28 protein-coding genes are annotated in these 26,923 nt (G+C 43.3%); 19 read left to right on the top strand and 9 right to left on the bottom strand.

Going from position 1 to position 26,923, the window contains the following annotated elements:
* Positions 1–381: 381 nt before the first annotated feature.
* Entirely contained in the window at positions 382–858 is a 477-nt protein-coding gene (locus tag J7I42_RS12845) for an OsmC family protein (protein ID WP_209139222.1), read from the top strand.
* A gap of 179 nt (positions 859–1,037) precedes the next feature.
* On the opposite strand, the gene J7I42_RS12840 is transcribed toward J7I42_RS12845, so the two are convergent.
* On the bottom strand, positions 1,038–1,691 hold the full coding sequence (locus J7I42_RS12840; protein ID WP_209139221.1) for a hypothetical protein: 654 nt from the start codon (positions 1,689–1,691) through the stop codon (positions 1,038–1,040).
* 204 nt (positions 1,692–1,895) lie between these two features.
* On the opposite strand from J7I42_RS12840, the gene J7I42_RS12835 reads away from it, so the two are divergent.
* Entirely contained in the window at positions 1,896–2,171 is a 276-nt protein-coding gene (locus tag J7I42_RS12835; protein ID WP_209139220.1) for an acylphosphatase, read from the top strand.
* 278 nt (positions 2,172–2,449) lie between these two features.
* A complete protein-coding gene (locus tag J7I42_RS12830) occupies positions 2,450–3,199 on the top strand; it encodes a 3-keto-disaccharide hydrolase (RefSeq protein WP_209139219.1) in 750 nt (249 codons plus the stop codon).
* A gap of 202 nt (positions 3,200–3,401) precedes the next feature.
* On the opposite strand, the gene J7I42_RS12825 is transcribed toward J7I42_RS12830, so the two are convergent.
* The gene (locus J7I42_RS12825) at positions 3,402–4,664 is read right to left on the bottom strand and encodes a peroxiredoxin family protein (protein ID WP_209139218.1); all 1,263 of its coding nucleotides are present in this window, start codon (positions 4,662–4,664) and stop codon (positions 3,402–3,404) included.
* A gap of 195 nt (positions 4,665–4,859) precedes the next feature.
* The gene (locus tag J7I42_RS12820; RefSeq protein WP_209139217.1) at positions 4,860–5,807 is read right to left on the bottom strand and encodes an NAD-dependent epimerase/dehydratase family protein; all 948 of its coding nucleotides are present in this window, start codon (positions 5,805–5,807) and stop codon (positions 4,860–4,862) included.
* 453 nt (positions 5,808–6,260) lie between these two features.
* On the opposite strand from J7I42_RS12820, the gene kdsA reads away from it, so the two are divergent.
* On the top strand, positions 6,261–7,082 hold the full coding sequence (gene kdsA / locus J7I42_RS12815) for a 3-deoxy-8-phosphooctulonate synthase (RefSeq protein ID WP_236065484.1): 822 nt from the start codon (positions 6,261–6,263) through the stop codon (positions 7,080–7,082).
* Between the two features lie 190 nt (positions 7,083–7,272).
* Here kdsA and J7I42_RS12810 read toward each other — a convergent pair whose 3' ends face one another.
* From J7I42_RS12810 to J7I42_RS12800, 3 genes are all read right to left on the bottom strand, one after another.
* Positions 7,273–8,058: a DUF4382 domain-containing protein gene (locus J7I42_RS12810; RefSeq protein ID WP_209139216.1), complete on the bottom strand. Its 786-nt coding sequence runs from the start codon at positions 8,056–8,058 to the stop codon at positions 7,273–7,275.
* Positions 8,059–8,334: 276 nt separating this feature from the next.
* Positions 8,335–9,339 (bottom strand): helix-turn-helix domain-containing protein, encoded by a 1,005-nt coding sequence (locus J7I42_RS35575; RefSeq protein ID WP_209139215.1) that lies wholly within the window; start codon positions 9,337–9,339, stop codon positions 8,335–8,337.
* A 99-nt stretch (positions 9,340–9,438) separates the two neighbouring features.
* On the bottom strand, positions 9,439–9,660 hold the full coding sequence (locus J7I42_RS12800) for a PspC domain-containing protein (RefSeq protein WP_014220653.1): 222 nt from the start codon (positions 9,658–9,660) through the stop codon (positions 9,439–9,441).
* 159 nt (positions 9,661–9,819) lie between these two features.
* Here J7I42_RS12800 and J7I42_RS12795 point away from each other — a divergent pair, with 159 nt between their 5' ends.
* The 4 genes from J7I42_RS12795 to J7I42_RS12780 all read left to right on the top strand — a co-directional run bounded on the left by J7I42_RS12795 (position 9,820) and on the right by J7I42_RS12780 (position 14,849).
* Complete coding sequence (locus J7I42_RS12795; protein WP_262898122.1) at positions 9,820–12,045, top strand: aconitate hydratase; 2,226 nt, start codon at positions 9,820–9,822, stop codon at positions 12,043–12,045.
* A 175-nt stretch (positions 12,046–12,220) separates the two neighbouring features.
* Positions 12,221–13,255, top strand: a complete 1,035-nt coding sequence (locus J7I42_RS12790; protein WP_209139213.1) for an AAA family ATPase — start codon at positions 12,221–12,223, stop codon at positions 13,253–13,255.
* A 10-nt stretch (positions 13,256–13,265) separates the two neighbouring features.
* Complete coding sequence (locus tag J7I42_RS12785; protein ID WP_209139212.1) at positions 13,266–13,700, top strand: hypothetical protein; 435 nt, start codon at positions 13,266–13,268, stop codon at positions 13,698–13,700.
* A gap of 27 nt (positions 13,701–13,727) precedes the next feature.
* On the top strand, positions 13,728–14,849 hold the full coding sequence (locus J7I42_RS12780; RefSeq protein ID WP_209139211.1) for a glycoside hydrolase family 18 protein: 1,122 nt from the start codon (positions 13,728–13,730) through the stop codon (positions 14,847–14,849).
* A gap of 182 nt (positions 14,850–15,031) precedes the next feature.
* On the opposite strand, the gene J7I42_RS12775 is transcribed toward J7I42_RS12780, so the two are convergent.
* Entirely contained in the window at positions 15,032–15,538 is a 507-nt protein-coding gene (locus J7I42_RS12775; RefSeq protein ID WP_209139210.1) for a metallophosphoesterase family protein, read from the bottom strand.
* Positions 15,539–15,573: 35 nt separating this feature from the next.
* Entirely contained in the window at positions 15,574–16,017 is a 444-nt protein-coding gene (locus J7I42_RS12770) for an SRPBCC family protein (RefSeq protein ID WP_209139209.1), read from the bottom strand.
* A 341-nt stretch (positions 16,018–16,358) separates the two neighbouring features.
* Here J7I42_RS12770 and J7I42_RS12765 point away from each other — a divergent pair, with 341 nt between their 5' ends.
* The 8 genes from J7I42_RS12765 (at position 16,359) to J7I42_RS12730 (ending at position 24,763) form a co-directional block, all read left to right on the top strand.
* A complete protein-coding gene (locus tag J7I42_RS12765) occupies positions 16,359–17,516 on the top strand; it encodes a homogentisate 1,2-dioxygenase (protein ID WP_209139208.1) in 1,158 nt (385 codons plus the stop codon).
* Positions 17,517–17,724: 208 nt separating this feature from the next.
* Complete coding sequence (locus J7I42_RS12760; protein ID WP_209139207.1) at positions 17,725–18,342, top strand: TetR/AcrR family transcriptional regulator; 618 nt, start codon at positions 17,725–17,727, stop codon at positions 18,340–18,342.
* 38 nt (positions 18,343–18,380) lie between these two features.
* Positions 18,381–19,652 (top strand): TolC family protein, encoded by a 1,272-nt coding sequence (locus tag J7I42_RS12755; protein ID WP_209139206.1) that lies wholly within the window; start codon positions 18,381–18,383, stop codon positions 19,650–19,652.
* 32 nt (positions 19,653–19,684) lie between these two features.
* A complete protein-coding gene (locus J7I42_RS12750) occupies positions 19,685–20,626 on the top strand; it encodes an HlyD family secretion protein (protein ID WP_209139205.1) in 942 nt (313 codons plus the stop codon).
* A gap of 52 nt (positions 20,627–20,678) precedes the next feature.
* On the top strand, positions 20,679–21,608 hold the full coding sequence (locus J7I42_RS12745) for an ABC transporter ATP-binding protein (RefSeq protein ID WP_209139204.1): 930 nt from the start codon (positions 20,679–20,681) through the stop codon (positions 21,606–21,608).
* Between the two features lie 84 nt (positions 21,609–21,692).
* A complete protein-coding gene (locus tag J7I42_RS12740) occupies positions 21,693–22,442 on the top strand; it encodes an ABC transporter ATP-binding protein (protein WP_209139203.1) in 750 nt (249 codons plus the stop codon).
* Positions 22,443–22,528: 86 nt separating this feature from the next.
* Positions 22,529–23,635 carry an ABC transporter permease gene (locus J7I42_RS12735; RefSeq protein WP_209139202.1) on the top strand — a complete coding sequence of 369 codons (1,107 nt, stop codon included), beginning with the start codon at positions 22,529–22,531 and terminating at the stop codon, positions 23,633–23,635.
* 9 nt (positions 23,636–23,644) lie between these two features.
* Positions 23,645–24,763, top strand: a complete 1,119-nt coding sequence (locus J7I42_RS12730; protein ID WP_209139201.1) for an ABC transporter permease — start codon at positions 23,645–23,647, stop codon at positions 24,761–24,763.
* A 259-nt stretch (positions 24,764–25,022) separates the two neighbouring features.
* Here the strand turns inward: J7I42_RS12730 and J7I42_RS12725 are convergent, their stop codons facing one another.
* Positions 25,023–25,397 (bottom strand): hypothetical protein, encoded by a 375-nt coding sequence (locus tag J7I42_RS12725; RefSeq protein ID WP_209139200.1) that lies wholly within the window; start codon positions 25,395–25,397, stop codon positions 25,023–25,025.
* 437 nt (positions 25,398–25,834) lie between these two features.
* On the opposite strand from J7I42_RS12725, the gene J7I42_RS12720 reads away from it, so the two are divergent.
* The 3 genes from J7I42_RS12720 to J7I42_RS12710 are packed head-to-tail and all read left to right on the top strand — an operon-like array spanning position 25,835 to position 26,901.
* Positions 25,835–26,425, top strand: coding sequence for a TetR/AcrR family transcriptional regulator (locus J7I42_RS12720; protein WP_209139199.1), 591 nt, complete (start codon positions 25,835–25,837; stop codon positions 26,423–26,425).
* A 39-nt stretch (positions 26,426–26,464) separates the two neighbouring features.
* On the top strand, positions 26,465–26,719 hold the full coding sequence (locus tag J7I42_RS12715) for a hypothetical protein (RefSeq protein WP_209139198.1): 255 nt from the start codon (positions 26,465–26,467) through the stop codon (positions 26,717–26,719).
* A 23-nt stretch (positions 26,720–26,742) separates the two neighbouring features.
* Entirely contained in the window at positions 26,743–26,901 is a 159-nt protein-coding gene (locus J7I42_RS12710; RefSeq protein ID WP_209139197.1) for a hypothetical protein, read from the top strand.
* The last annotated feature ends 22 nt before the right edge of the window (positions 26,902–26,923 follow it).

Genomic DNA, 26,923 nt, shown 5'->3' with positions numbered 1-26,923 from the left:
TAATCGAGGCGCAAAAATACTACTTACCATGTTTTAGCAAAATTTATTTTGAAAGAAAATGGGTTATGCACAAATCTGCAAAATAAATTTTGACGCATCCGTTTAATAATGTGTAACTTAGGGAGTAGCGAACACTCGTGAGTCTTTGTTGGATCTTTTAAACGTTGCAAAAATGCCAAACCGATCTCGCATCCAACGATTTGCAATTTTGCTCTTGCTGCTTTTTATGGCCTGGTTTACCCGGTGCAAACCCATCACCAGGGCTCCTCCGCCTATTCACCCATCCCAAACGTTCCAGTCATTCCCAAATCCCAAAATCCCAATCATCCCAAAATCTCTAACATCCATCCCAAACATCCCTATCTTCCCAAAAATCCCAGTATGAAGGAGCATCATTACAAAGTTAATATTACCTGGACGGGCAACCGGGGGGAGGGCACAGCATCCTACTCCTCGTACGACAGGAACCATACAATTGTAGCCGGGCAAAAGCTGGTGATCCCGGGCTCTTCCGATCCTGCTTTCAAAGGCGATGTTACCCGGTATAATCCGGAAGAATTATTGGTAGCCTCCTTGTCCTCCTGTCATATGTTATGGTATTTACATTTGTGTTCGGTGGCCGGTGTAGTGGTGGTGGAGTACGTAGATGATGCTGCCGGCGTTATGGAAGAAACCGCTAATGGTGGTGGCCGTTTTACCGAAGTCACACTGTTTCCTGTAATTACTGTGGCCAGTGAGGAAATGGTTGAAAAGGCCGATGCCCTACATGAAAAGGCCAATGAACTCTGTTTTATCGCCAACTCCTGCAATTTTCCGGTTCATCATAAACCTATTTATAAGATCGCAGAACACGTTTGAAGAAGGCAATAGGCAATTGGCAATGGGTTCCAATTCCAAAAGGATGAGCAATGGCCGCATTCCTAATTATCCGGGACTCGTTGCCGCAACGGTGTGCTGCGTAAAGCTGTATTTGCTTTAGGCTTTTGACTTTGGGCTTTTGACTGTATTCGCTTGCATCCGCCAGCTGGCAGATTGTTTCAAGGCAGTGGCCCCTTGTGATAGGTATATGAAATAGAACGCAGGATGGTTTTCTTTAGCACCAGTTTGAAGAAAACATAGCAGGCATGTAAACTGAAGATCGACCAAACCAGAACGTCGAAGATCCGCCCCAGCATTTTTTCTCCCCCCGTATACATGATGGTATCTCTGTCAAGCCTTTTGGTGACAAATAATTCATCGAGATACACATAGGTACAAACCAGCAACAGCATCAGGAAGATCTCCTGCATGATAAAAGGATATACCGCAAATGGTTTGTTCAATTGCTTTTTAACCCGGTAATAAAAATATACGCTTAACACATTGTAAGGGACGAGCGTGAGATAGGCATTGGTGTTATCCAAATTGAAATAAATAAAGTTCACGATCAGGCAGCTTAGCAACACGCTTACTTCCATGCCCGGACTGTTTGCCAGATCATGGTTGATGAACACCAGGTATATCGAACTAAATAAAGAGATCAGGAATAAGGAGCCTATGATGGCGCTTTTCGTTGTTGCCTGGCAATCACTGGTAAAACATACTGCTTCCGCTATATTATAGCGATACAGAATGTATTGTCCTAACCAGGCCATTATTAACGAAATAACCACAATCAGGGTAATGGATCTTATCACATTACGAAGGGGCATAGGATCCTTTGTTTCTTTGTTGCCTTAAAAATAGCAAAATTTATCAGTCCCAGGTAGTAGATGAGGTGCTTGTCAATTATATATCGTAACAGTTATATGGAAGGCTGATTACCAGGTTTGTTTATACCGGTAACTGATTTAATATGTGGCTTGTTTATTGCAAACAACACCCTAAATTCACTATTACTTGCTAACTTTCAGGGTATGGAACAAACCATTTCAATTGTCGTAAGCGGGTTGGTGCAGGGGGTATATTACCGGCAAAGCACCAAGGAAAAGGCCCTGGAGCTGGGTATTTCGGGTATTGTTAAGAACTTACCCGATGGTAATGTGCACATCCTGGCTACCGGTTCAAGCGATCAGTTAAATGAACTGGTGCACTGGTGTAAACAGGGACCGCCGCATGCAAATGTAAGTTCCGTAGATGTTAAGTCTGTAGAATCGCAAGTGTTTATGGGGTTTGTAATTCAGCGTTCATAGATTACTGTTGATTGAGCGCAGCGAAGGAATCCCTGTTGCCGTGTTGCGGATTTACCGATTACCGAATAGCGGCCCTGAGCGCAGCGAAGGCCGGATTTTCCGTCTGCCTCGCCCGCCGAAGCCTTGGCGTAGGAGGACCGCCTGCCGTTTCCCCATTCCCCCATTGCCCATTGCCTTCTTAGGTTGGTGAGTTATTATGATATTTTGTTCGTTATAACAGCTGAACTTAATAACTTACAACCCCAATAACATAATAACTTCTTCAAAAAACTCAACCAATGGTGCAACGATTCTTGTTTAGCTGTATCCTGCTTTTTTGCGTATATGCCTTGCAGGCACAAAAAGCTCCGCGGCAAGGTGATCCTAAATTAACCGAATACTGGGAACCCGAAGTAAAAGTGATAGAACCCGGTAAAACAAGTGCCGATCCTCCTTCCGATGCCATCATTCTTTTTGGCGGACAAAATGCCGATGCCTGGGCGGCTAAAGACAACAGCGCGGCCAAATGGAAAGTAGAGAATGGCATCTTGACCGTTGCCCCCGGCACCGGCGAAATTCATACCAAACAAGGCTTTGGTGATTGCCAGCTGCACATTGAATGGAGAACACCCGCCGAAGTAAAAGGCGAAAGCCAGGGTCGTGGTAATAGTGGGATCTTCCTTATGGGCCGTTATGAATTACAGGTGCTGGATTCCTATAAGAACAGAACGTATAGCAATGGACAGGCGGGTAGCATTTATAAACAATTGCCACCACTGGTTAATGCCAGCCGTGGTCCCGGTGAATGGCAAACCTATGATGTGATCTTTACAGCCCCCCGTTTTAATGAAGATGGTAATGTAAAATCGCAAGCTCATATAACCGTGTTACATAACGGCGTACTGGTGCAAAACGATGCCCACCTGTGGGGTAGTACGCAATACATTGGTGTTGCTACCTATGAAAAACATGGCGATAAAGAACCGCTGGTGTTACAGGACCATAATAATCCTACCAGCTTTAGAAATATCTGGATCAGACCTTTATAAATTATCAGGATTGTAAGTGGGACTGACCTGTAAGAGCTTGTCCGCCTTTGGCGGATGCATCATTTGAGCTTGCATTAATAGAGTGGTCAGTTGCATCTGACAGGTCTACATTATTAAAAATAATGACCTGTCAGGTTCGATTGATCTGCTTAAATGTTCAAGACCCTATGACGAACCTTACAGGTCAGTCCCACCTAATATCTTATGATCCCTGCTTTAGCAATTCATCTATTACCGCATAAAAATCCTTCTTATATGCTTCGTAATGTTCTCCTGTACCGGGCCCGAAAAAGCCAGTATGTATTTTCTTCACGGTACCATCGCGGCCAATGAATAAAGTAGTAGGGAACATCTTTATCCGGGTTAATTCAGGTAATGTTTTTTCTGTACGCAGGGAGTCGCTGGTGCGTATACCCGTGATGAGCATGGGGTAGGTAATATTGAAACGCTGCTGAAACTTGCGCAGGCTTTTTTCAGAGCGGCGGAAATCGGCACTGTATTCATATGCCAACGCCACCATTTCAATACCTCGTTGTTTATTGTTTTTGTAATAGTCGCTTAAGAAGGCGGTTTCATCCATGCAGTTCGGGCACCAGGAGCCCATGATCTGGATGATCACTACTTTGTCGCGAAAGCGTGGGTCGCTTAAAGAAACAAGGTTGCTGTCGAGGTCGGGGAAACGGAAATGCAACCGGTCTTCACCACGCTTCAGATAAACAGCCGACAGCGTATCAGGAACAGTGGCTTTTGCATCTTTCCAGGCGGTCCAATTCTCAATGGAGGTGGCACCGGAAAAATATTCGCCATCAGTAATGGCGGTATCGTTTTTAATAATGGCCCGGAAATAATACGCATGGCTGCCATCGAAGGTGCTTAAATGCAAGGTGTCGTTGCTTACTGCGCCCTCCAGATAACGATAATCACCCGTTGGGGTTAAAACGGTACCGGTTAATGCCGTGCCATTTTGTTTGAACTCAACAACCGCAGGGTAGGGTTTGTTATTATCAATAAAAGTAGCGCCCCAACGCCCTGTTACTTTTCTTTTTGTTTGTTTGGCCTGAGGGTATCGTTGTGCCTGATTATAAGCCAATACCAATGGCATCACCTGTTTAGAAGAGGACGTGCTTTTGATCCATACGCCCCGTAAAGTATTGTTATTTACCAATTGCAATCTGAACTCCGATTCAAATAAAGGCATTTGCACCAGTATGGAGTCCTGTTTTTGTTCAATAGCAGTTACTTCAATCTTTTCTGCGGCATTGCGAATAAACCAAACCGGTTTACCGCTTTTGTATTGCATAGAAATATTAAAATCAATTGTATGGCCATCAGCACGTTGCAGCGACGCACGCCACCAGCCGGTGGGTAAGGTAGGGTTGGCGGCAACGTTTAGGGTAAGCAGGGTAATAAAACCGATAATCCAGGGAATCTTTTTCATAATACTATTGAGAACAAATTTAACCATTGCAAGTTTAATGCATTACCGGGGTATAAAAAATTGGGGCTGCTTCATTTTTTTGAAACAACCCCGGTGACAACACAAAACAGTCTTACCCCAATATAAATTGGGTGAATTATTTTGCACCTTTTTAACAAAAAGGCCAGCTAATAGATGCCGCATTTTCGTCGAAGCATATCCGTAAATAGGTTAACAGCTCAATTATTGCTGGCGAAGGTTTTCAAGCATGTCCTTCGTCATTTTATTCAGATCGTACTCCGGTTTCCAGCCCCAGTCGTTACGGGCAACCGCGTCATCAATACTTTGAGGCCAGCTGTCAGCAATAGATTGCCGGTAGTCGGGCTCATAATTGATGGTAAATTCAGGAATATAATTTTTGATGGCCGCGCTGATCTCCTTGGGCGAGAAACTCATAGCCGACACATTGTAGGAGGTGCGTGTTGAGATTTGTACAGCCGGTGCTTCCATCAGTTCAATGGTTGCTCTGATGGCATCGGGCATATACATCATGGGAAGATAGGTGTCCTCTCTTAAGAAGCAAGTGTATTTTTTTTCTTCCAGTGCTTCGTGGTAAATTTCTACTGCATAATCGGTAGTACCACCACCCGGTGCCGATTTATAAGAGATCAAGCCTGGGTAACGAAGACTGCGTACATCAACCTGGTAACGCTGGTGGTAATAGTTACACCAGAATTCGCCGGCATATTTACTGATACCATAAACCGTAGTAGGCTCAATGATGGTTTGTTGCGGGCAATTTTGTTTAGGCGAAGTAGGTCCGAACACGGCAATGCTGCTTGGCCAGTATACTTTGTAGATCTTTTCTTCACGGGCAATGTCCAACACATTCAGCAAACCCTGCATATTCAGGTGCCATGCCAGGTTGGGATTTTTTTCACCAGTTGCCGAAAGAATGGCTGCCAGCAGATAGATCTGGGTAATGTTTTGCCTGATCACCTGTACGTGCAGCATTTCTTTGTTCATAACATCTATGCTAACATAAGGGCCAGTACCTTTCAGGAGCTCGTTTTCTTCCCGGAGATCTGAAGCAACTACGTTATTGTTGCCATAGATCTTACGCAGGGCCAGTGTTAATTCAACACCAATCTGGCCTGATGCGCCAATTACGAGTATTCTTTCTCTAATCATTAAGAAACAACTGTTAGTTTTTGTAATAGCCGCAAAAAAAAGAACAAAAGATGAGATGCGCAAATTTGTTCCTACCCTACTAAGGACCAACCGGTTGGGTAGTGTTTATGGTACATGAGTGTTGTTTTGCTCCTGGCTAATATATCGGACATTTTTAGTGACAGCATCTGTATTATTGCTATACCCTGGCAATGCATTGGTATTACACCGGAGATATCCCGGTACTAATAAGAGATGGGATATCTCGGACTCATCTCGGGGACAACTCCGGGATATCTCCGGGATATCTATACCTCTGACCTGAATATGAGGTACTTATAGCTACCTGTTTGAGCGGACTATCTTACTATTCTAAAGGTATATGGGATTGATTTTCAATTGAATTTGCCTGCTATGCCGGAGGGTAAAGAATGGTTTGGGCAAGAACTGCAAACTATGAATTAAATTTGCGGCATGAAAAAAATGCTAACAGACCTTTTTGCAGGACAACAATACGATACTACCAATTTCTTTTTGATTGCCGGCCCATGTGTGGTAGAAAGTGAAGAACTGTTGATGGAAGTGGGGGACAAGGTGTCGACCATTTGCCGTAACCTGGGTATTCCCTACATTTTTAAAGCTTCTTACCGTAAAGCCAATAGGACCAGCGCCTCCTCTTTTACCGGTTTGGGTGATGAAACCGGGCTGCAACTGTTGCAAAAAACCGGAAAGACCTATAAAGTTCCTGTAACCACCGATATTCATGGGCATGATGAAGCGGCCATAGCTGCTAAGTATGCCGATATTTTACAAATACCTGCCTTCCTTTGCCGCCAAACCGATCTGCTGGTAGCTGCTGCTGAAACCGGCAAGATTGTAAATGTAAAAAAAGGACAGTTTGTAAGCGGCCCTTCCATGAAATTTGCGGTAGAAAAAATTGTAAAGGCCGGTAATGAAAATGTGATCCTTACTGAGCGGGGGAACACCTTTGGCTACCAGGACCTGGTTGTTGATTACCGTAATATCCCCTGGATGAAAGAACATGGAGCACCGGTAGTAATGGATTGCACGCACAGTCTGCAACAACCCAATCAAACAACGGGCGTAACCGGTGGTAACCCTCAATTGATAGGCACCATTGCCAGTGCAGCGATCGCATCTGGCGCTGATGGATTGTTTATTGAAACGCACCCCAACCCGGCAGTTGCCAAAAGTGATGGCGCTAACATGCTTAGGTTAGATCTGCTGGAAGGTTTATTGCAAAAGTTAGTGAAGATCCGTAAGGCAGTGATCTAGTGAGTGGTGAGTTGTGAGTAGCTTCCTTAAGGCGGCCTCGCGACAAAATTCAAACTCACTATGGTTTTAAAATAACTATGCCCTTATAGAGAAGCTAGTTCTCTATAAGGGCATTTTCTTTATAATATTGCGAGGATGAGATTAATCAGGAGGCGCTCGAAAATCGATCGCCCACTCACCACTCACGATCTTATTTCGACAAGCTAACCGTTTCAACAACAGTAACGTTACCTGTTGTTACGCCAACGCCTGTTTTAGTCTGAGACTTATAAGTTACATCAGTAGGCTTGTATTCCAGACTATAAGTTGCAGCTGGTAATCCTTTTATCAAAAAAGCGCCAGATGCGTCAGTGAACGTAGTCATGGTATCGGTACCGTTGATAGCGTATACTGCAGTGAGTACTGAGCCTGGGGTAACAGCACCTCTAATGCTTCCGCCTACTGCATTTAACACCGTGCGGATCACAGGCTTCAGGCTGTATTTACCGCTGCCGGTTGTTACAATTGAACGGGCAGCATCAAAGTCAAGTGTCATGGTGTACAGAATGCCACCTTTTACATCTTGTTGAACATTCAGCTTTAAACCGCTTTGTTGAGCGCTGGGTGTTTCCAACTTGGCACTAACGCCATTTAAAGAAACACTGTTGTTGTCGCCCAGTACCAGACGGATCTGGTGCAGTTTGCCAGTTGGAATGTCAGCATCTGCCAGCATTGTGTCTTTGCCATTTACCAGGTCGAGGATGTTGTAAATACCTGCTTTTACGCCAGGTAACGATTGCCAGCCTTTGTCGTCATCGCCGGTTACATTGATCTGAACATCCTTAATGTCGATGTTGACCGCATCATAACCAGCGGGAGCATCTGTTAAGCGAACCTGTAATTTGGCTTTTTCTTCAGAATCATTTTTGGAACATGAGCTCAGGGAAGAGGTAAAAAGTAAGCCCAGGAACAGGGCTGAAAGAAAACAGGATTTCATAGTGTGTACAATTGTTTGATATGGGCACAATATCAACATAAATTATACCATATGCAAAAATGCAATATGAAAAAAGCTCCACAAGGGAGCTATAAGTATCTGTAATTCAAAGGTATCTTGATGTTAAAAAATATTTATAAACATTATTTAACATCTAAATATTGGATTAAAAAACGGGGAGGCTTTAATAATTTTATGTGTAGATATACGGAAAACTGTACCGGAAATATACGGTGGCAAACCTAATATGGTCATAACTGTAACTGCAAAAAGTAACTAATCGGAGAGCTTTTTAGGGGAGAGCAGTTGACTGGGCAGGATCCCGAACTCCTTTTTAAAAGCTATGGTAAAATTGCTGAGGTTGGAATAGCCCAATTCCATAGCTACTTCTTTAACTGAAAATTTACCCGTTAGTAGTTTATCCTGCGCTGCGTGCATACGGGCCTTTTGAAAATATTCATAGATGGGGAAACTGTACATGGTCTTAAAATCCTTTTTCAGCTTTGATTCACTTATGGCGGCTATTTTAGCCAGTTGCTGAATAGAGGGTGGGGTTTGCAGTACATTCTTTGTTAACAACCGTTCAATATGCATAACCCGGGCAATGTCTTCGTGGGTAAGTGGTAACCGGTAGGCGGGGTTGCTCATTTTTTCGAACAAGCTGGCAAAGAACCGTTCTATCAGCAACATCATGCGGTTTTGCAGAATGGTTTTCCGTAGAGGATTGCTTTCTTCTACATTGCAAATGGTTTTCATCCACCGGCGATAACGGGCATCGAGCGGTTCAATGTTAATGCTTTCGGCTTTCAATGATACGTAGGATGTCAATACTTCATCAACACGTGCTACATCAAAATATTGGGCCAGCCATTTTTTGCTGAAAAGTATATTCACTCCTTTGTAGGTGCAGCCTTCGGTTCCCTCGTACGACCAGTTGTATAGCGAACTGGTGAGGTAGGCAAATGCTTTGCTGGTATTCTTCTCCCGAATTTTTTCATCGCCAATGGACATAACGAGTGTATCGGGAATAGTTAGCTCATCAAAACGAAGTATATAAAATTCCTCTGCAGATGTGCTGGCGTAAATATGCCAGTCCTGGTGCCAGGTACAATCAATGAGATAGGCATGAAGGCCATTAGGCACATGAATGTGGCGTAAAGTGCCGGTGCCAATGGCTTCGGGGAATAACAAATGGTCGTTATGCATGGGAACCTTTAGGGCACTACCCATTGCATGAACCAATTGCTCGTAATTGGTATCAGTATATTCAAATTCAAACACAGAACCTTATTTATTGGTCTGCAAATTCACAGATCAAAATGATAATAAATTCCATACCAGCAATAGGCTACGGGACATTTGAATGTGGAGTCAATGGTATTATTGATATTTCAGGGGGTTACGGCGTAGTGACCAAATGTACCGTTTAATATTCATCCAGAAAGCAAGAATAAAATAAATAATGAGGGGAGACCCCATCGTTAGAAAGGAGACATAGATAAACCAGGTACGAATGCGCGATGTGGCGATGCCCAAACGTTCGCCAATGGCGGTACAAACGCCAAATGCCTGCCATTCTATAAATTGTCTAAACCGGTTCATGCCTCTAAATTAGAACATTCGGGAAAATTGTGCAAGCATTGAACCCCTATCAACCCATTTTTTAGGTAACTTTGCCAAACTTTTTTATACGTTTGATCACTTCTTAAACGAATAATCATGGTTTTTGATCTGGACTTAATCAAAAAGGTTTACGCCGGAATGCCCGAGAAGGTAGCAGAAGCGCGTAAACTGGTAGGCCGTCCCCTTACATTAGCAGAAAAAATATTATATGCTCACCTGTTCCTGCCCACAGAAAAGGCATATGAGCGCGGGGTAGATTATGTTGATTTCACGCCCGACCGTGTTGCTATGCAGGATGCAACGGCACAGATGGCATTATTGCAATTTATGACCTGCGGACGTGCAAAAGTGGCTGTTCCTTCAACCGTGCATTGTGATCACCTGATCCAGGCCAAAACCGGCGCTCAGGAAGATTTGAAAACCGCTAATGAAGTAAATAAAGAAGTATACGAATTCCTGGCTTCAATTTCCAATAAATACGGTATCGGTTTCTGGAAACCCGGAGCTGGTATCATTCACCAGGTGGTACTGGAAAACTACGCCTTCCCCGGCGGTATGATGATCGGTACCGATTCCCATACACCCAATGCCGGTGGTTTAGGTATGATTGCCATTGGAGTAGGGGGAGCTGACGCCGTTGACGTAATGGCCGGCCTGCCCTGGGAGTTAAAAATGCCCAAATTGATCGGTGTTAAATTAACCGGTAAAATGAACGGCTGGACCTCTTCCAAAGACGTAATTCTGAAAGTTGCTGGTATTTTGACTGTAAAAGGTGGTACCGGTGCTATTGTTGAATACTTTGGCGAAGGCGCCGACAGCCTGAGCGCTACCGGTAAAGCTACCATCTGTAACATGGGTGCTGAAATTGGCGCTACCTGCTCATTGTTTGGTTACGATGAGAAAATGGCTGCTTATCTGACTGCAACCGGCCGCGAAGAAGTGGCTGTTGCTGCTACGCAGATCAAAGAATACCTGCGTCCTGACGAAGAAGTATATGCTGATCCTGCTAAATACTACGATCAGTTGATTGAAATAAACCTCGACGAACTGGAGCCTTATGTGAACGGTCCGTTTACACCAGACCTGGCATGGCCCATTTCGAAATTCGCTGAAGCTGTAAAAGCCAATAACTGGCCAGAAAGACTGGAAGTGGCTTTGATCGGTAGCTGTACCAACTCTTCTTACGAAGACATCAGCCGTTCTGCTTCTCTGGCAAAACAGGCCGTTGACAAAAAATTAAAAGCTAAAGCTGAATTCACTATTACTCCAGGTTCTGAAGTAGTTCGTTATACCATCGAAAAAGATGGCTTCCTCGATACTTTCTACAAAATTGGTGGTGTAGTACTGGCAAACGCCTGCGGACCCTGCATTGGTCAATGGGCACGTCACATCGACGATCCAAAACGTAAGAACTCTATCATCACTTCATTCAACCGCAACTTTGCAAAACGTAACGACGGTCTGGCTTCTACCCACGCATTTGTGGCGTCTCCAGAGATCGTAACTGCATTTGCTATTGCCGGTGACTTAACCTTCAATCCGTTAAAAGACAAACTGAAGAACGAAGAAGGTAAAGAAGTAATGCTGGATGAACCTACCGGTGTTGAATTACCACCCAAAGGTTTTTCTGTTGAAGATGCTGGTTATACTGCACCTGCTGCTGATGGTAGCGGTGTTGTGGTAAAAGTAGCTGGTGATTCACAACGTTTACAATTACTGGAACCATTTGCTGCCTGGGAAGGTACTGACCTGAAAGGGTTGAAATTGCTGATCAAGGCAAAAGGCAAATGTACTACTGACCATATCTCTATGGCTGGTCCCTGGTTAAAATTCCGTGGCCACCTGGATAACATCAGTAACAATATGCTGATTGGCGCTGTAAACTTCTTTAACGAAGAAACTGATAAAGTAAAGAACCAATTGACTGGCGAATACGGTGCAGTACCTGCTACCCAACGCACTTACAAAGCAAAAGGTATCGGTTCAGTTGTAGTGGGTGATGAAAACTATGGTGAAGGTTCAAGCCGCGAGCACGCAGCTATGGAGCCACGTCACCTGGGCGTTCGCGCTATTGTGGTAAGAAGCTTTGCCCGTATACACGAAACCAACCTGAAAAAGCAGGGTATGCTGGCGTTGACCTTTGCCAATAAAGAAGATTACGATAAAGTACAGGAAGATGATAGCATTGACTTCATTGGTCTTGCTTCTTTTGCTCCTGGCAAACCATTGACTATGGTGTTGAACCATAAAGATGGCAGCAAAGATGAGGTTACTCTCAACCACACCTACAATAAACAACAGATCGAGTGGTTTAAAGCAGGTGGTGCGCTGAACGTTATCCGTTCTCAGTTTGCGAAAAAATAATGATCGCATTATAAGTTTTGGTGTGGCCCCGACGGTACCGTCGGGGCTTTTTTTGTGTAACTTAGGTAAGGTGAAATTTGACATCTAACTGGTACCATTGTGTACTTTACTGTTTCGGGAAAATTAGCCGTGGTTTGAATGTTATAAAGTACTAAATTGTTTAGTATATTCGGGTATGGAAAAGCTTAGAATAAGAAATTTTGGTCCAATTGAGGATGCTGACATTGATCTAAAACGGATCAATGTTTTTATTGGGCCACAGGCAAGTGGGAAAAGCACCATAGCAAAGGTTATAAGCGCTTTCAGGAGTTATAATAATTTGAAAGCTGAATGGGTAGAACGTGGCTTTATTGAAAGGTTAAAGGAAGATTATGGGCTCAGTAGCTTTTTTCAGGAAGGTACAAACATCAGCCTGGAAACCAATAATGGGACGTTTAGTATAGGTAATGCGAGCTCCCCGTCAATGTTACAGGAGCCGGAAGCTGCCTATTATAGTATTCCGTCATCAGTTTATATTCCTACCGAAAGAGTGTTAGTGCCGCTTATTTCAGAAAACTCGTTTCTGTTTATCAGTGAAAAAATATTTATACAAAAGTATATTACTGAATTTGGTATTTTATTTCAGAATGGCCGTAAACTAACAAAGGAACTTACCGTAGATTTTTTAGATGGGGTTACCTATTATTATGAAGATGGCGTTGATAAAGTAAAATTAAAGAATGGAAGGACCATAAGATTGACCGAAAGTTCCAATGGTATCCAAACTACTTTACCACTGTTACTGGCTGTTATATTTTTATCGGATAAGGTTGGTAAAAAGAATACCAGGGATATTTCAATTGCTATTGAAGAACCCGAGTTGTCACTTTTCCCTTCAGCTCAAACAGCACTGCTAAAGTATTTATTGGAATTGATAACCCCATTAAATTATCATTTAACGATTACAACGCACAGCCCATATACGCTCACTACAATCAATAATCTTATTTATGCATACCAGGTAGGTCAAATGAATAAAAGCGTGCATGATATTGTCCCGGACAAATTATGGCTCAATCCAAATGATGTGGGAGCCTGGTTTGTCGAGAACGGAATCGTTCGGTCTATCATAGACGAAGAAAATAATCAAATAAAAGCTGAGGAAATTGATAAGATCTCTGAGGTGCTAAACCATGAATATGATAAAATTATGGATTTGAAATTCTCCTAAAGGGATAATAATGAAATTGAATAGCGATTGCATGCGTTACACCGGAGATAAGAAAGATTGCCCTGTTTCAGAAAGGGGAAAAACTTTTCGACTAATAAATACCTGTCAGTATCCAGTTTCTGTTTTTCAGGTAGATTCTTGTTTGATCAAGGGTAATAAAGAGAAAAAATGTGATTTTCTGTTTGTGGTTGATAAAAAGCTGGAATGTAAAGCCTACTTTGTTGAACTTAAGGGAACTGATTTGACAGGTGCGATACATCAGGTATTGAATTCTATAGATATTCTGTATAAATCTTTACATGAACATAAGATCTATGCAAGGATAGTAGGTAAACGGGTAACCCCCAATATAAAATCAAAAAGGGTTAAGCTGGATGAAAAGGTAAAACAATTTGGTGGTGACCTAAAAATTGTATCGGCTCCTGAGCTACTTGAAACTATTTAGGTTCGTTCAAAATAAAACTTCTAATAAATGACTCGCTTTGCCATCACAAGCCTGTTGCTGTTTGCTTTTTGTGTACATGCATTTTCACAATCTTCTTTAAAAAAGGTCAATAAAGGACAATCCATTACTGTTATAGCTTATTATGCTGGTCATGCCGAGCAGGTGGATAGTTTTGCTATAGAAAAGCTGACCCATATCATATTTAGCTTTTGCCATTTAAAAGGCAATCAACTGGTGGTTGACAATGCCCGCGACAGTTTGACCATACAAAAGCTGGTAGCGGCAAAAAGCAGGAATCCCCAGTTAAAGGTCTTGTTGTCACTGGGCGGGTGGGGTGGTTGTGAAACCTGCTCCCAGGTATTTGGTGATGAAAAGGCCCGCAATGAGTTCTCTCAATCGGTAAAGAACCTGCTTGATTATTTTAAAGCTGACGGCATTGACCTGGATTGGGAGTACCCTGCTATTTCAGGTTATCCCGGTCACCGGTTTGTACCTGAGGATAAACCTGGTTTTACCCAATTGGTGATGCAATTACGGAAGGCTATTGGTAAAAAACAGGAGATCAGTTTTGCTGCCGGCGGATTTTCTACTTTCCTCGAACAATCAATTGAATGGAAAAAAGTGATGCAGGTGTGTGACCGGGTAAACTTAATGACCTACGACCTCACCAATGGCTTTAGTACCGTTACCGGCCATCATACACCCTTGTATTCTACTCCGCAGCAAAAGGAATCAACCGATAATGCTGTTCATTATCTTGATTCAATAGGTATTCCCCGCAATAAGTTGGTTATTGGCGCTGCCTTTTATGCCCGGATCTTTGAAAATGTTGACAGTGTAAATTACGGACTGTACCAGTCCTGTAAATTCAAACGTGGTGTGCCATTTAAGGCATTCCCAACACAATTGTCGGCCGACAGCGGGTTTGTGTATCATTGGGACCCGGTTGCCAATGCACCCTGGATGTATAATGCAGCGCAAAAGCTGTTTGTAACATACGATGATAAAAAGTCTATGCAGCTGAAAACGGCTTATGCAAAAGATAAAAAGCTCAATGGGATCATGTTCTGGCAATTGGGGGAGGACACGTTTAGCGGAGGGTTGCTTGATGCTATTTATGCTGAGAAAACAAAGGGCATTAGGCAATAGGCCCTCCTACGCCATGGCTTCGGCGGGCGAGGCAGGCGCCTTCCTGCGCCAAGGCTTCGGTGGGCGAGGCAGACGGCCCTCCTGCGCCAAGGCTTCGGCGGGCGAGGCAGACGGCAAATCCGGCCGTCGCTCTGCTCAGGACTCTTAAACTAAGGTTTGAACTCGGAACGCTGAGCTTGAAACTATGAACTAAGAACTCGTTTTCCTAACTCGATCACTTCGCAATCTCTCATATTCTTATCATCAATAACAAATCTGATCAGGGTCCGAACCTTATGCCAGCCCTGGTTCCCTGCAGCGCCGGGGTTCATATGCAGGCATTGCAGTTTGTCGTCGAACATCACTTTCAGAATATGGGAGTGCCCGCAAATAAACAACTGTGGGGGATTGGCGGTCAGTTCATTTTTTACGGTCGTATTGTATTTGGGCGGATAGCCACCGATGTGGATCATATACACATTAACGCCTTCGCAGGTAAAGCGTAATTTCTCAGGGTATACAGAGCGAATATCCAGGCCATCAATATTGCCGTATACTCCTTTTAAAGGTTTAAACGCGGCCAGTTTATTAGCCAGATCAATATTCCCGAAATCACCGGCATGCCAGATCTCATCGCAGTTGTCAAAGTGTTTGAACACCGCGTCATCCAGATAACCATGTGTATCAGAAATCAATCCTATGCGTTTCATAGTAATTACTGTTGGGTAAGGGGGAAACCGGTGCTTTACAACCGGTAACCTGCTTCTTCTTCGGCCAGTTTTTTTATTGTTTCCAGAGTGTCGGCCCAGTTCTTTTCGGCATGGGCAAATAACATCTGGGAAGCAAAATTAGCTTGTGTCAATTGTAACAAAATGCCTTTTTCGTCGGGCGCCAGGGTAAACGTGATCTCGGAATAGTTTTCCGGACTGTCTTCAGTGGCTGAAAATACGCTCCAGTAGTTATAAGATATTTTTTTCCCTGCTTCAAAATGCAACAGCGTGCCTTTGTCTTTTACCTCTTTATCCTTGTACACAAAAGTAAAGGCGATAGGGCTGCCCACTTTCCAGTCGGTGATCATTTGTACGCCGAGCCATTGTTCAATCCACTGGTTTTCGGTTAAAACGCTCCATATCTTTTCAGGGGTAGCCTCGATCTGTCTTTCTTTGGTAAGGATTAAATTCTTTTTCATCTGAATATATTTAGTATTTCGTCTGAGTATTTTAAAAATCCGGGCCGCAAATTACCGGTTTTTCCCTTTTATGCCTGAAATTTCCAAATTGCGTTTTCCACGAGGTATTTACTAACTTTATGCCAACGATTACTGACATGCCATTCTTTCGCAATTTTACCTATTGGATAGATAAAAGGAGTTGGAAATATGTATTTCTGCTCAAAACACTTGAGCTTTCCCTCTAAAAGCTCTATTTCTCCTGAATATTTCCATTGCTGCTTTGCTGTAACGACCAAATTAACGGAAATCAGCAACTCTAAGCATATTAGTACATTAGGATATTATCAAATTGTTTAAGCATGCCATACTATTATAAATTAGGGAACATTCCGCATAAGCGGCATACCCAATTCCGCAAACCGGACGGTTCGTTATATGCAGAACAGTTGTTCTCCACCGAAGGGTTTTCGAATGATTATTCATTGTTATACCATTGCCATCCGCCAACTGCTATTATTAAAACCGAGCCTTCGTATGATGTATCGCCAAAGGTGGCCGAGGAAAAAATGCTGCGTCACCGCAGCTTTGAGGGCTTTAATATAAAACCGGCCAGCGATTATTTGCAAAGCCGCACGCCTGTGTTGGTAAATAACGATTGTCATATTGTGCTGGCTGCCCCACAGAGCGGCATGCAGGATTATTTTTTTAAGAATGCCGATGCCGATGAAATGATCTTTGTACATGAAGGCGAAGGCGTATTGCGCACTATGTATGGGGAATTGCCTTTTGCTTATGGCGATTATCTGGTTGTTCCGCGTGGCACCATTTATCAGATCCAATTTAAAGACCCGAATAACCGGTTGTTCATTGTGGAATCTTTCAGTCCCATCCGATTCCCCAAAAAATACCTGAGCAAGTATGGACAACTGCTGGAGCATTCACCCTTCTGTGAACGGGATATTCGTCCGCCGCAAAACCTGCCCACATTTGATAAGAAGGGTGATTATTTGATCCGCACAAAGAAGCGGGGCATGATGTATAACCTGCATTATGGTCATCATCCGTTTGATATAATTGGCTGGGATGGGTACTGTTATCCGTTTGCGTTCAGTATTCACGATTTTGAACCCATCACTGGCCGGGTGCATCAGCCGCCGCCGGTGCATCAAACATTTGAAGCCAATAACTTTGTAGTTTGTTCATTTTGTCCGCGTCTGTTCGATTATCACCCCAACTCCATCCCGGCGCCGTATAACCACAGTAATATTGATAGCGATGAAGTGTTGTATTATGTAGATGGTGATTTTATGAGCCGTAAAAATGTAACGCGGGGAATGATCACGCTGCATCCTGCGGGTATTCCGCATGGGCCGCATCCCGGTACGGTGGAAAAAAGCATTGGAGCAAAGGAAACCAAAGAACTGGCAGTAATGGTGGATACCTTTCATCCGTTGCAACTGACCCAGGAAGCACTGGGTATTGAAAATGCCAATTACACGATGAGTTGGGCGGAGTAGGGAAATAAATATTTTAATATAAGAAATTAGATATGTAAAAGGAAAGCCCCGACTGTCGGGGCTTTTTCAATATCGTTTCCCATGAAGTTTATTTTAATTTTTACTTCACAGTCAATGTGAAAAGCCTATAAAATTATTTTTTCAGCAAAAGGCTTATCTCTATCCGATTTAAGGTTTATCTTTGTTTTTAACCAAATGGTTAAACCGCGTGACCAAGGAGAATAAGAACGATAAAAGTACTGAGCAAAAGATCCTGGAAGTAGCCAAACAGGTATTTATGGAAAAGGGCATAGATGGGGCCCGGATGCAGGATATTGCCGATAAGGCAGGCATCAACAAGGCCTTACTGCATTATTATTTCCGCAGCAAGGAGAAGTTGTTCGAAATGATCTTTATGGAAGAGGCCCGGAAATTTATGCCTAAAGTCACCTCTATCATGATATCGGAACTTACCTTATTCGAAAAGGTAGAGAAGTTTGTGGGGGAGTACATCGATATCTTGTTACAGAACCCTTTATTACCCATTTTTATTCTGAATGAAATAAACAGAAATCCCAAAGAAGCTATTAAAAAGATCTTTGGCAATCAACGGCCACCGATAGAAAAGGTAGATGAACACATTGCCAAACTGGTAAAGAAGGGGGAAATAAAACCTATTAAAGGGTATGAATTAATGGTGAATATGGTGTCGTTGTGCATATTTCCTTTCCTGGCCCGGCCTATGGTGCAATGGATCACCAAAACATCAGATGAGGAGTTTTTGAAACTGATGGAATTGCGCAAAAAGACCATAGTAAAGTTTGTAATAGACTCAGTTAAAAAATAAATTTTTTTGTCATGCTATTAACTAAATGGTTAAACCTAATGATTAAGCACTGTTTACGTATTACAGTGTTGTTGTTGGCCATTGAGGTGGAGGCGCAGGATAATAACCGGCTCACGTTGGAACAGGCCTATGATCTGGCCAGGCAGAATTATCCGCTGATCAAACAAAAAGACCTGGTACGCCAGACGGCTACCTTAACAATTGAAAATTTAAATAAGGGGTTTCTTCCTCAGTTTACTGTTTCAGGACAGGCTACTGTTCAATCTGATGTAACCAGAGTAGGGGTGAATATTCCCGGTATAAAATTCGATGTGCCGGGGAAAGACCAGTATAAGGTACAGGCCGAATTGAGCCAGATGTTATTTGATGGCGGCAATATAACGGCGCAGAAAAGTGTGCAAACTGCCAATGAGCTGGTTGAAGACCAGAAAGCAGAGGTGGAGTTGTATAAAGTAAAAGACCGGATCAACCAGTTGTACCTGGGCATTTTGCTGGTTGATGAACAGGTAAAGCAGGTTGATTATGTAAAGAGCGATATTCAACTGGGCGTTAAACGGGTGGAAGCGCAGGTGAAGAATGGAACGGCTTTCCGTTCGAGCCAGCTTACACTGGAAGCAGAGTTATTGAAGAACGATCAGCGGGTAATTGAATTAAAGGCTAACCGAAAAAGCCTGGTTGATGTATTGTCGTTATTTATTAACAGGCAACTGCCCGAAAATGTACAGCTGGAACAACCAGTGATCCCTGCTACCCTGGTGAAAGAATCGGTGGTGCGTCCTGAGTTGAAATTATACAGTTATCAAAACGAGTTGCTCAAAGAACAGAACCAGTTGATCAGTGCAAAGAACCGGCCTCGTACCAGTTTGTTTGTACAGGGTGGGTATGGCCGGCCTGCGTTGAATATGCTGAATAATAATTTTGACTGGTTTTATGTAGCCGGGGTACGGTTTAATTGGGGATTGGGAAATTTTTATACATCCAAAAAGGAACGGGAGTTATTACAGGTTAATCAACGGATGGTAAATATACAGCAGGAATTGTTTATGCTTACCACCAATACCCAGCTTAAGCAACAGGAGGCAGAAGTGAATAAATTATCACAGTTGATACAAAGCGATCAACAGATCATTGGAATAAGAGCACAGGTGAAAGAAGCAGCCAATGCGCAACTGGCAAACGGGGTGATCACCGCCAATGATTTTCTAAAAGAAGTAAATGCAGAAGACCAGGCGAAACAAACGCTCATAACACATCAGTTGCAGTTGCTGATGGCGCAGGTCAATGCCCGTACCATTACAGGTAATCAATAATTACAGTTAGTCAGTTTAATAAATAATAGAACATGAACAAACTTGTTGTAACCCTTATAGCAGTGGCGGTGTTATTCACTGCCTGTAACCGTAAGGCCCCAAAATTTGATGCATCCGGTACATTTGAAGTAGATGAAGTGATCGTTTCAGCCGAACAAACCGGGAAATTATTATCGTTCAATGTATACGAAGGCCAGGCCATTCCCAATCAGCAGGTGGTAGGCATTATAGATGCAGAGAACCTGTCGTTACAAAAAGAACAGGTACAGGCCAGTATTGCGGCCCTGCACGATAAAACGGCGGATGTACGCCCCCAGGTAAAATTGTTACAGGAACAACTGAATGTACAGCAATCGCAGTTGAATAACATGCTGCATGAGCGTACCCGTATAGAGAACCTGCTTAAACAGGATGCGGCTACTGGTAAACAACTGGATGATATGAACTCGCAGATTGAAGTGCTGCAACAACAAATGAATGTAACCCGGCAACAGATCAATGTGCAAATGACCAACACAAACACCCAAAACCGTACCGTGCTAAGTGAAAAGAGGCCGCTTGAAAAAAGAGTAGCGCAATTGAGCGATCAGATCAACAAAGCGCAGGTCGTCAATCCCGTTGGTGGCACCGTGCTTACAAAATATGCCGAAGCGGGGGAAGTGACTTCAGCAGGCAAGGCCCTGTACAAGATAGCCAACCTCGATACGCTTACGTTGCGGGCTTATATTACCGGTACACAATTGCCGCAGATAAAGCTGAACCAAACCGTGAAGGTGATGATCGATAGCGGTGCCAATGCTTACCGCGGTTATCCGGGCACCATTACCTGGGTATCAGACAAAGCCGAGTTTACGCCAAAGACCATACAGACGAAGGAAGAACGGGCTAACCTGGTATATGCCATTAAAGTTCGTGTTAAGAATGATGGATACCTTAAGGTCGGGATGTATGGCGAGGTATTGTTTGGAAAATAGTTGATAAGTTGATAGGGTTGATAAGGGGTGCAACTTTTAAAAGGAGACACATATGGTATCAGTAATTGCAAATAACCTGACAAAACAATACGGTAAAAAGAAGGACATCGTATATGCCCTCAAAGGTGTTTCCTTTGAAGTAGAGAAGGGTGAACTATTCGGTATCATTGGTCCCGATGGGGCTGGCAAAACCTCTTTATTTCGCATTCTCACTACCTTATTGTTACCCGATGGGGGAACTGCTTCTGTTGATGGGTTGGATGTAGTAAAGGATTTTAAAGCCATACGCCAGCGGGTAGGGTATATGCCTGGCCGTTTTTCCCTGTATCAGGACCTGACCATTGAAGAGAACCTCGAGTTCTTTGCTACCATCTTCAACACTACCATACAGGAGAATTATGATCTCATAAAAGACATCTATTCGCAAATAGAACCTTTTAAAGACAGAAGGGCGGGGAAGTTGTCGGGCGGGATGAAACAAAAGCTGGCATTGAGTTGTGCCCTTATCCATAAACCCTCCGTGTTGTTTTTGGATGAACCCACCACGGGGGTGGATGCCGTATCACGAAAAGAGTTCTGGGAAATGTTACGCAGTCTTAAAAAGCAGGGGATCACCATTCTTGTATCAACCCCTTATATGGATGAAGCCAGTTTGTGCGACCGCGTTGCCCTGATACAGAATGGCGGGATATTGTCAGTAGATACGCCGGAAGGCGTGATCTCCTCCTATAAACATCCGCTATTAGCCGTAAATGATGGCAATATGCTGCAATTATTGAACCTGTTGCAACAGTATGAGGGCGTATTGGATGCCTATCCATTCGGGGAATATCACCACGTGGTTGTAAAGGAGGGGTATTCGGAATCGTCAATAACTGCTTATTTACAACAGCAACAGTTAGGGCAAGTGGAGGTACATGCTATTCGGGCTGATATAGAGGATTGTTTTATTGCGCTGATGAAAGGAGAGGGGAGGAGTTGATCAGTTGATAGGGGTGGGGTGATAAAGTTGATAACTCACCACTCACAACTGACAACTGCAGCTTAATTATACAAATTGACACTCATGATTACAGATAACACCGCCATTTACGCAGAATCGCTTACCAAACGCTTTGGGGATTTCACTGCCGTAGATGCCATATCGTTTGACGTTAAGAAAGGCGAGATCTTTGGGTTCCTGGGAGCGAATGGCGCAGGTAAAACAACGGCCATGCGCATGTTGTGTGGGTTGTCTATACCCACTTCTGGCAAGGCATCCGTTGCGGGGTTTGATGTATATAAACAAACAGAACAGATAAAACGAAACATTGGGTACATGAGCCAGAAGTTTTCGCTGTATGAAGACCTTACCGTACGGGAAAACATCCGGTTCTATGCCGGCATTTATGGTAAAAGTGATGCCTTTATAAAAGAGAAAACAGCCTTCCTGCTGCGGGAATTGCATCTGGAGGCGGAAGAAAATAAACTGGTAAGATCATTGCCGCTTGGCTGGAAGCAAAAGCTGGCTTTCTCTGTGGCCATATTTCATGAACCGGAAATAGTTTTTCTTGATGAGCCAACTGGCGGGGTTGATCCGGTTACCCGGCGTGAGTTCTGGAATATGATCTATAAAGCCGCCGAATCGGGTATTACCATTTTTGTGACTACACACTATATGGATGAGGCCGAGTATTGTAACCGGGTTTCTATTATGGTTGATGGTAGAATAGATGCTTTGGATACGCCTGGGCAGCTGAAAAAGACATTTAACGTGTCATCTATGGATGAGGTGTTTTTAAAACTGGCAAGACAGGCTAAAAGAAGCGGCGACTAAATACAGTTAGTAAGTTCATAAGTTATTAGAAAGCCCAATAACCTAAGAACCTAATAACTACAACTTAGAACCAAGAATTTACACTAATGAAACAGTTTACTTCATTTGTAAGAAAGGAGTTTCACCATATTCTTCGCGATAAGCGAACGCTGTTTATTTTATTGGGCATGCCCATTATGCAGATCCTCATCTTTGGATTTGCATTGACCAATGAAGTAAAGAATTCTCAGATCGCCATCTTTGATCAGTCGAACGATCTGTCAACGCAGGCGCTTAGCAGTGAACTGGATGCCAGTCGTTATTTTGATATTGTGCAGTATATCCATTCTTACAACGAAATTGAGGCGGCGTTCAAAAAGGGAGATATTAAAATGGCTGTTGTTTTTCCCGCAAACTTTGCCAACGATCTGGACCATTTCAATACGGCACAGGTGCAACTGATAGCCGATGCCTCGGATCCGAACGTAGCCAATACCCTGACCAACTATGCCACGGCCATCATCCTCGATTACCAGGACAGGATCACCAACAACCGCCGCCTGCCTTACACCATTAACACAGAAATGCGGATGTTGTATAACCCGCAGTTAAAAGGCGCTTATAGTTTTGTGCCGGGTGTAATGGCTATGGTGCTGATGCTGGTTTGTACCTTAATGACCGCCATTACCATAGTGCGGGAAAAGGAATTAGGCACTATGGAAATTATGCTGGTGTCACCCATGCAGCCATTCAAGATAGTGGCGGCCAAAGCCGTTCCCTATTTATTGCTATCTATTGTAAATATTACAAGCATCCTGTTGCTGAGTGTGTTTGTGCTGGATGTGCCCATCAATGGCAGTTTGCTGTTATTGATCTTTGAAAGCATATTGTTCACCTTAACCTGTCTGGCGTTTGGTTTGTTGATCTCTACCCGAACCGATTCGCAACAAACTGCCATGTTCATTGCCCTGACGGGTATGTTCCTGCCAACGATCATGCTCAGTGGGTTTATGTTCCCCATAGAGAATATGCCATTGCCATTACGGATCATTTCGAATGTGGTGCCGGCGAAATGGTTTTATTATATCGTAAAAGAGGTGATGATAAAGGGGCTGGGTATAACATCGGTATGGAAGGAAACGCTGATCCTTTTTGGCATGCTGTTACTTCTGCTGGGGTTGAGTATCAGGAATTTCAAAATAAGACTCGCATAAATTATTTATATGAGAACCTTACGTTTTCTACTTCAAAAGGAATTCCGTCAAATATTCCGCGATCCATCTATCATCCGCATCATCTTTATGATGCCTTCCATACAACTGTTGATCCTGCCCTGGGCAGCCGATTATGAAGTAAAGAATATTCAGCTGAGTGTGGTAGATCATGATCATTCACAATATTCGCGGAACCTAGTAAACAAAGTGACTTCCTCCGGTTATTTCCGTTTGCAGGATTATTCCGGGTCCTATACCAATGCCTTGCAGCAGGTAGAACACGACCAAAGTGATCTGGTGCTGGAAATACCGGTCGATTTTGAAAAGAAACTGATCAAAGAAAATGAGTCTACCCTGTTCATGGCCATCAATGCTATCAATGGAGTAAAAGCCAACCTGGGAGGTGCCTATCTGCGAAGCATTATTCAGGATTATAACCGGGAAGTGCGGTTGAAGTGGATCCAACTTCCCCGATATAGTCCGGAGTTGCAGGTTAATGTAACATCCAGTAACTGGTTCAACCCTTCTATGAACTACAAGTATTTTATGGTGCCGGGCATACTGGTGGTACTGGTGACCATGGTTGGGTCTTTTCTGGCATCCCTCAACATTGTACGGGAAAAGGAGATCGGTACCATTGAACAGATCAATGTAACTCCGGTGAAGAAATACCATTTTATACTGGGTAAACTGATCCCGTTCTGGATCCTGGGGCTGTTGATATTGACCATTGGGTTAACCATAGCGCGGGTCGCTTATGGCATTATGCCGCTGGGTAGTTTATTGGTGATCTATACGTTTGCAGCGGTATATCTGTTAGCTGTGCTGGGACTGGGGCTGCTGTTATCAACATACACCAGCAATCAGCAACAGGCTATGCTGTTGTCTTTCTTTTTGATGATGGTATTCATTTTATTAAGCGGGCTGTACACTTCTATAGATAGTATGCCAGCCTGGGCAAGGGCTACTACCAAAATCAATCCCGTTACTTATTTTATTGATGTAATGCGTATGGTGGTGTTGAAGGGGAGCGGCTTAAAAGACATCAGCACGCATATTTATACCGTGTTGGGTTTTGCGGTTGTGTTAAACACCTGGGCAGTGATCAATTACAAAAAACGGTCATGATGTGGTCAACAAAAAAGGGGATGTAGCATAAGTAATCGGGCCTGAGAATGGCTTCAGCCAAGCCCCAAGGGGGGCTTGGCAGGGACTTTACCCGGACTTAACAGGGACTTTATCCTTGTGAGGTCCTTGTGAGGTCCTTGTGAGGTCCCTGTGAGGTCCCTGTGAGGGCATCAAAATTCTGGGTGTAATTGGGTAAATGAAAAGAGGGTATCCCATAATTTGAGACACCCTCTAAAATATTTTAGTGATAGACTTTTAGTTAATCGTATACGAACCGGTGGGGTGAAAATTTGAAGGAAATGTCGTTAGCCGTTTTGTTATAAGTGATGCCCACGTACAATTCGCTGCTTTGTGTAAAGCTTTCGCTTTTTTCGATGGCGCCATTTACGACCACTTTAATGGTATGCTTACCTTCCGTATTGGCAGTGGAAATACTGGTGGCCAAACCCAGCAGATCGTTGGTGGTTACCTGTGTGTTCAGTAATGGTTGATTATCGATCTCCACCTGCACATTATCCTTGTCGAATGTGTTTTGTAGGTCTACCCCCAGGTCATATACCGTTGGGTTGTTCGCTTTGCGGCAAGCTGCAAACAGCAGCAGGACCAGCGAGGTAAACAAAAATGCTTTTTTCATAATATTTGTATTCATGGCTGACTGCACTACGACAACGGGTAAGTTGCTTTCGTTGCATAAGGGTGTAACTAATATGCAAAGGTACAGCAACTTGTGGCATCCAAAAAATATGTTAATGGTATTAAAAGACAGGGTGTAAAAATTAATGTGAGAAATACAATTTTTAATGCTCGCTGAACTGCCGCTGTTTCGGTTACAAATGAGCGAAAATAAGTTGGAGCCTATGCGCCTCGTTACAAATTGAAAGTATTACGGGGCGATCTTCTTTTATGAACAGATACCAATTAAAATATTGAGGGAGAAGGGGAGAAGTGGCTTAAACAAGAACTTTTCTACCCACCGTCTATTTCCTGCTTCATCCCTTCTTTTGCCACCCTCGGTGAAATTTCGGTGAAAAAGGTTAAAAGTGAATGAATATTCATTTATATTTGCACCCGATGCGCACAAGAGATGCCAATAAAGAAAATAGTATCCGCGAAAAAGCGATAGAAATGATCGTAAAGGAGGGGCTTGACGGTTTCAGCATGCAGAAACTGGCCAAGGCTGCCGGCGTCTCGCCAGCTACCTTATACATTTACTATAAGGACCGGGACGATCTGGTGATCAAGATCGCGACGGAGGTCAGTGTCCGGATGATGGATATCAGTTTGCGCGGGCTTCATCCCAAAATGTCGTTTGCTGAGGGCATGTCTATTCAATGGAAGAACCGGTTGGAATTTTATATAAGCTATCCATTGGATGTACAGTTCATTGAGCAGATCCGGTATACGCCGGTTTATGACAACATCAAAAAGACCATCAGAACAACCTTTGGTGATGTGCTGGGCAAATTCATGCATAATGCAATCAATAAAGGAGAGTGTACACCGCTGCCATTTGAAGTATACTGGTCCATTGCTTTTGCGCCCCTCTATCAGCTGATGAAATTCCATGCCCAGGGTGAAACGCCCGCCAGTGACAACTTCAAGATCACCGATAGTACTGTTGAATTAACCCTTCAATTGGTATTGAAGGCGCTCAAACCCTAGTATTTTTTTGTCCACTTAAGTAAATGAATGTTCATTTTTATGAATAACATTAAACCAGCCATGTACGCAAAAACTGCACTTAATGTATTGGTTTTCAAAACCAACCTGGTGTCGGCAAAAGATATTCACCGCATTTCACCCATAATGGGAGATATACCCGGCATTTTGCGGTGGAATGTGGATGAGCATGACATCGACAATGTTTTGCGTATTGAAACGTCCTGGTTATTACCTGACGACATCATTCGGGTTATAACCAATGCGGGGTATTTATGTGAAGAACTGCCAGATTAATTAATTTTTTCAAACCTGATCAAATGAGGTTAACCAAACGAACCAGCGTACCCAAACCATACTTTTCAGGATGGGAATTGTTTGTGATGGTGTTCCTTGCCTTTTTACAAACTTTTACCCTAGACTTGCTAATGTCGCCCCTTGATGTCATTCAAATGGTAAATGAAGAACTGCCTGATTAATTAATTTTTTCAAACCGAATCA

Origin of the sequence: Niastella soli, from assembly GCF_017742245.1 — a bacterium.
In the GTDB taxonomy this organism is placed as follows: Bacteria; Bacteroidota; Bacteroidia; order Chitinophagales; family Chitinophagaceae; genus Niastella; species Niastella soli.
The sequence above is the reverse complement of the archived record's forward strand: the minus strand, read 5'-3'. Positions and strand labels throughout refer to the sequence as shown.

Coding starts and splice junctions, on each gene's coding strand:
- J7I42_RS12845 (WP_209139222.1), top strand. CDS start 382: ATGAAGGAGCATCATTACAAAGTTAATATTACCTGGACGGGCAACCGG.
- J7I42_RS12840 (WP_209139221.1), bottom strand. CDS start 1,691: ATGCCCCTTCGTAATGTGATAAGATCCATTACCCTGATTGTGGTTATT.
- J7I42_RS12835 (WP_209139220.1), top strand. CDS start 1,896: ATGGAACAAACCATTTCAATTGTCGTAAGCGGGTTGGTGCAGGGGGTA.
- J7I42_RS12830 (WP_209139219.1), top strand. CDS start 2,450: ATGGTGCAACGATTCTTGTTTAGCTGTATCCTGCTTTTTTGCGTATAT.
- J7I42_RS12825 (WP_209139218.1), bottom strand. CDS start 4,664: ATGGTTAAATTTGTTCTCAATAGTATTATGAAAAAGATTCCCTGGATT.
- J7I42_RS12820 (WP_209139217.1), bottom strand. CDS start 5,807: ATGATTAGAGAAAGAATACTCGTAATTGGCGCATCAGGCCAGATTGGT.
- kdsA (WP_236065484.1), top strand. CDS start 6,261: ATGAAAAAAATGCTAACAGACCTTTTTGCAGGACAACAATACGATACT.
- J7I42_RS12810 (WP_209139216.1), bottom strand. CDS start 8,058: ATGAAATCCTGTTTTCTTTCAGCCCTGTTCCTGGGCTTACTTTTTACC.
- J7I42_RS12800 (WP_014220653.1), bottom strand. CDS start 9,660: ATGAACCGGTTTAGACAATTTATAGAATGGCAGGCATTTGGCGTTTGT.
- J7I42_RS12795 (WP_262898122.1), top strand. CDS start 9,820: ATGCCCGAGAAGGTAGCAGAAGCGCGTAAACTGGTAGGCCGTCCCCTT.
- J7I42_RS12790 (WP_209139213.1), top strand. CDS start 12,221: ATGGAAAAGCTTAGAATAAGAAATTTTGGTCCAATTGAGGATGCTGAC.
- J7I42_RS12785 (WP_209139212.1), top strand. CDS start 13,266: ATGAAATTGAATAGCGATTGCATGCGTTACACCGGAGATAAGAAAGAT.
- J7I42_RS12780 (WP_209139211.1), top strand. CDS start 13,728: ATGACTCGCTTTGCCATCACAAGCCTGTTGCTGTTTGCTTTTTGTGTA.
- J7I42_RS12775 (WP_209139210.1), bottom strand. CDS start 15,538: ATGAAACGCATAGGATTGATTTCTGATACACATGGTTATCTGGATGAC.
- J7I42_RS12770 (WP_209139209.1), bottom strand. CDS start 16,017: ATGAAAAAGAATTTAATCCTTACCAAAGAAAGACAGATCGAGGCTACC.
- J7I42_RS12765 (WP_209139208.1), top strand. CDS start 16,359: ATGCCATACTATTATAAATTAGGGAACATTCCGCATAAGCGGCATACC.
- J7I42_RS12755 (WP_209139206.1), top strand. CDS start 18,381: ATGATTAAGCACTGTTTACGTATTACAGTGTTGTTGTTGGCCATTGAG.
- J7I42_RS12750 (WP_209139205.1), top strand. CDS start 19,685: ATGAACAAACTTGTTGTAACCCTTATAGCAGTGGCGGTGTTATTCACT.
- J7I42_RS12745 (WP_209139204.1), top strand. CDS start 20,679: ATGGTATCAGTAATTGCAAATAACCTGACAAAACAATACGGTAAAAAG.
- J7I42_RS12740 (WP_209139203.1), top strand. CDS start 21,693: ATGATTACAGATAACACCGCCATTTACGCAGAATCGCTTACCAAACGC.
- J7I42_RS12735 (WP_209139202.1), top strand. CDS start 22,529: ATGAAACAGTTTACTTCATTTGTAAGAAAGGAGTTTCACCATATTCTT.
- J7I42_RS12730 (WP_209139201.1), top strand. CDS start 23,645: ATGAGAACCTTACGTTTTCTACTTCAAAAGGAATTCCGTCAAATATTC.
- J7I42_RS12725 (WP_209139200.1), bottom strand. CDS start 25,397: ATGAAAAAAGCATTTTTGTTTACCTCGCTGGTCCTGCTGCTGTTTGCA.
- J7I42_RS12720 (WP_209139199.1), top strand. CDS start 25,835: ATGCGCACAAGAGATGCCAATAAAGAAAATAGTATCCGCGAAAAAGCG.
- J7I42_RS12715 (WP_209139198.1), top strand. CDS start 26,465: ATGAATAACATTAAACCAGCCATGTACGCAAAAACTGCACTTAATGTA.
- J7I42_RS12710 (WP_209139197.1), top strand. CDS start 26,743: ATGAGGTTAACCAAACGAACCAGCGTACCCAAACCATACTTTTCAGGA.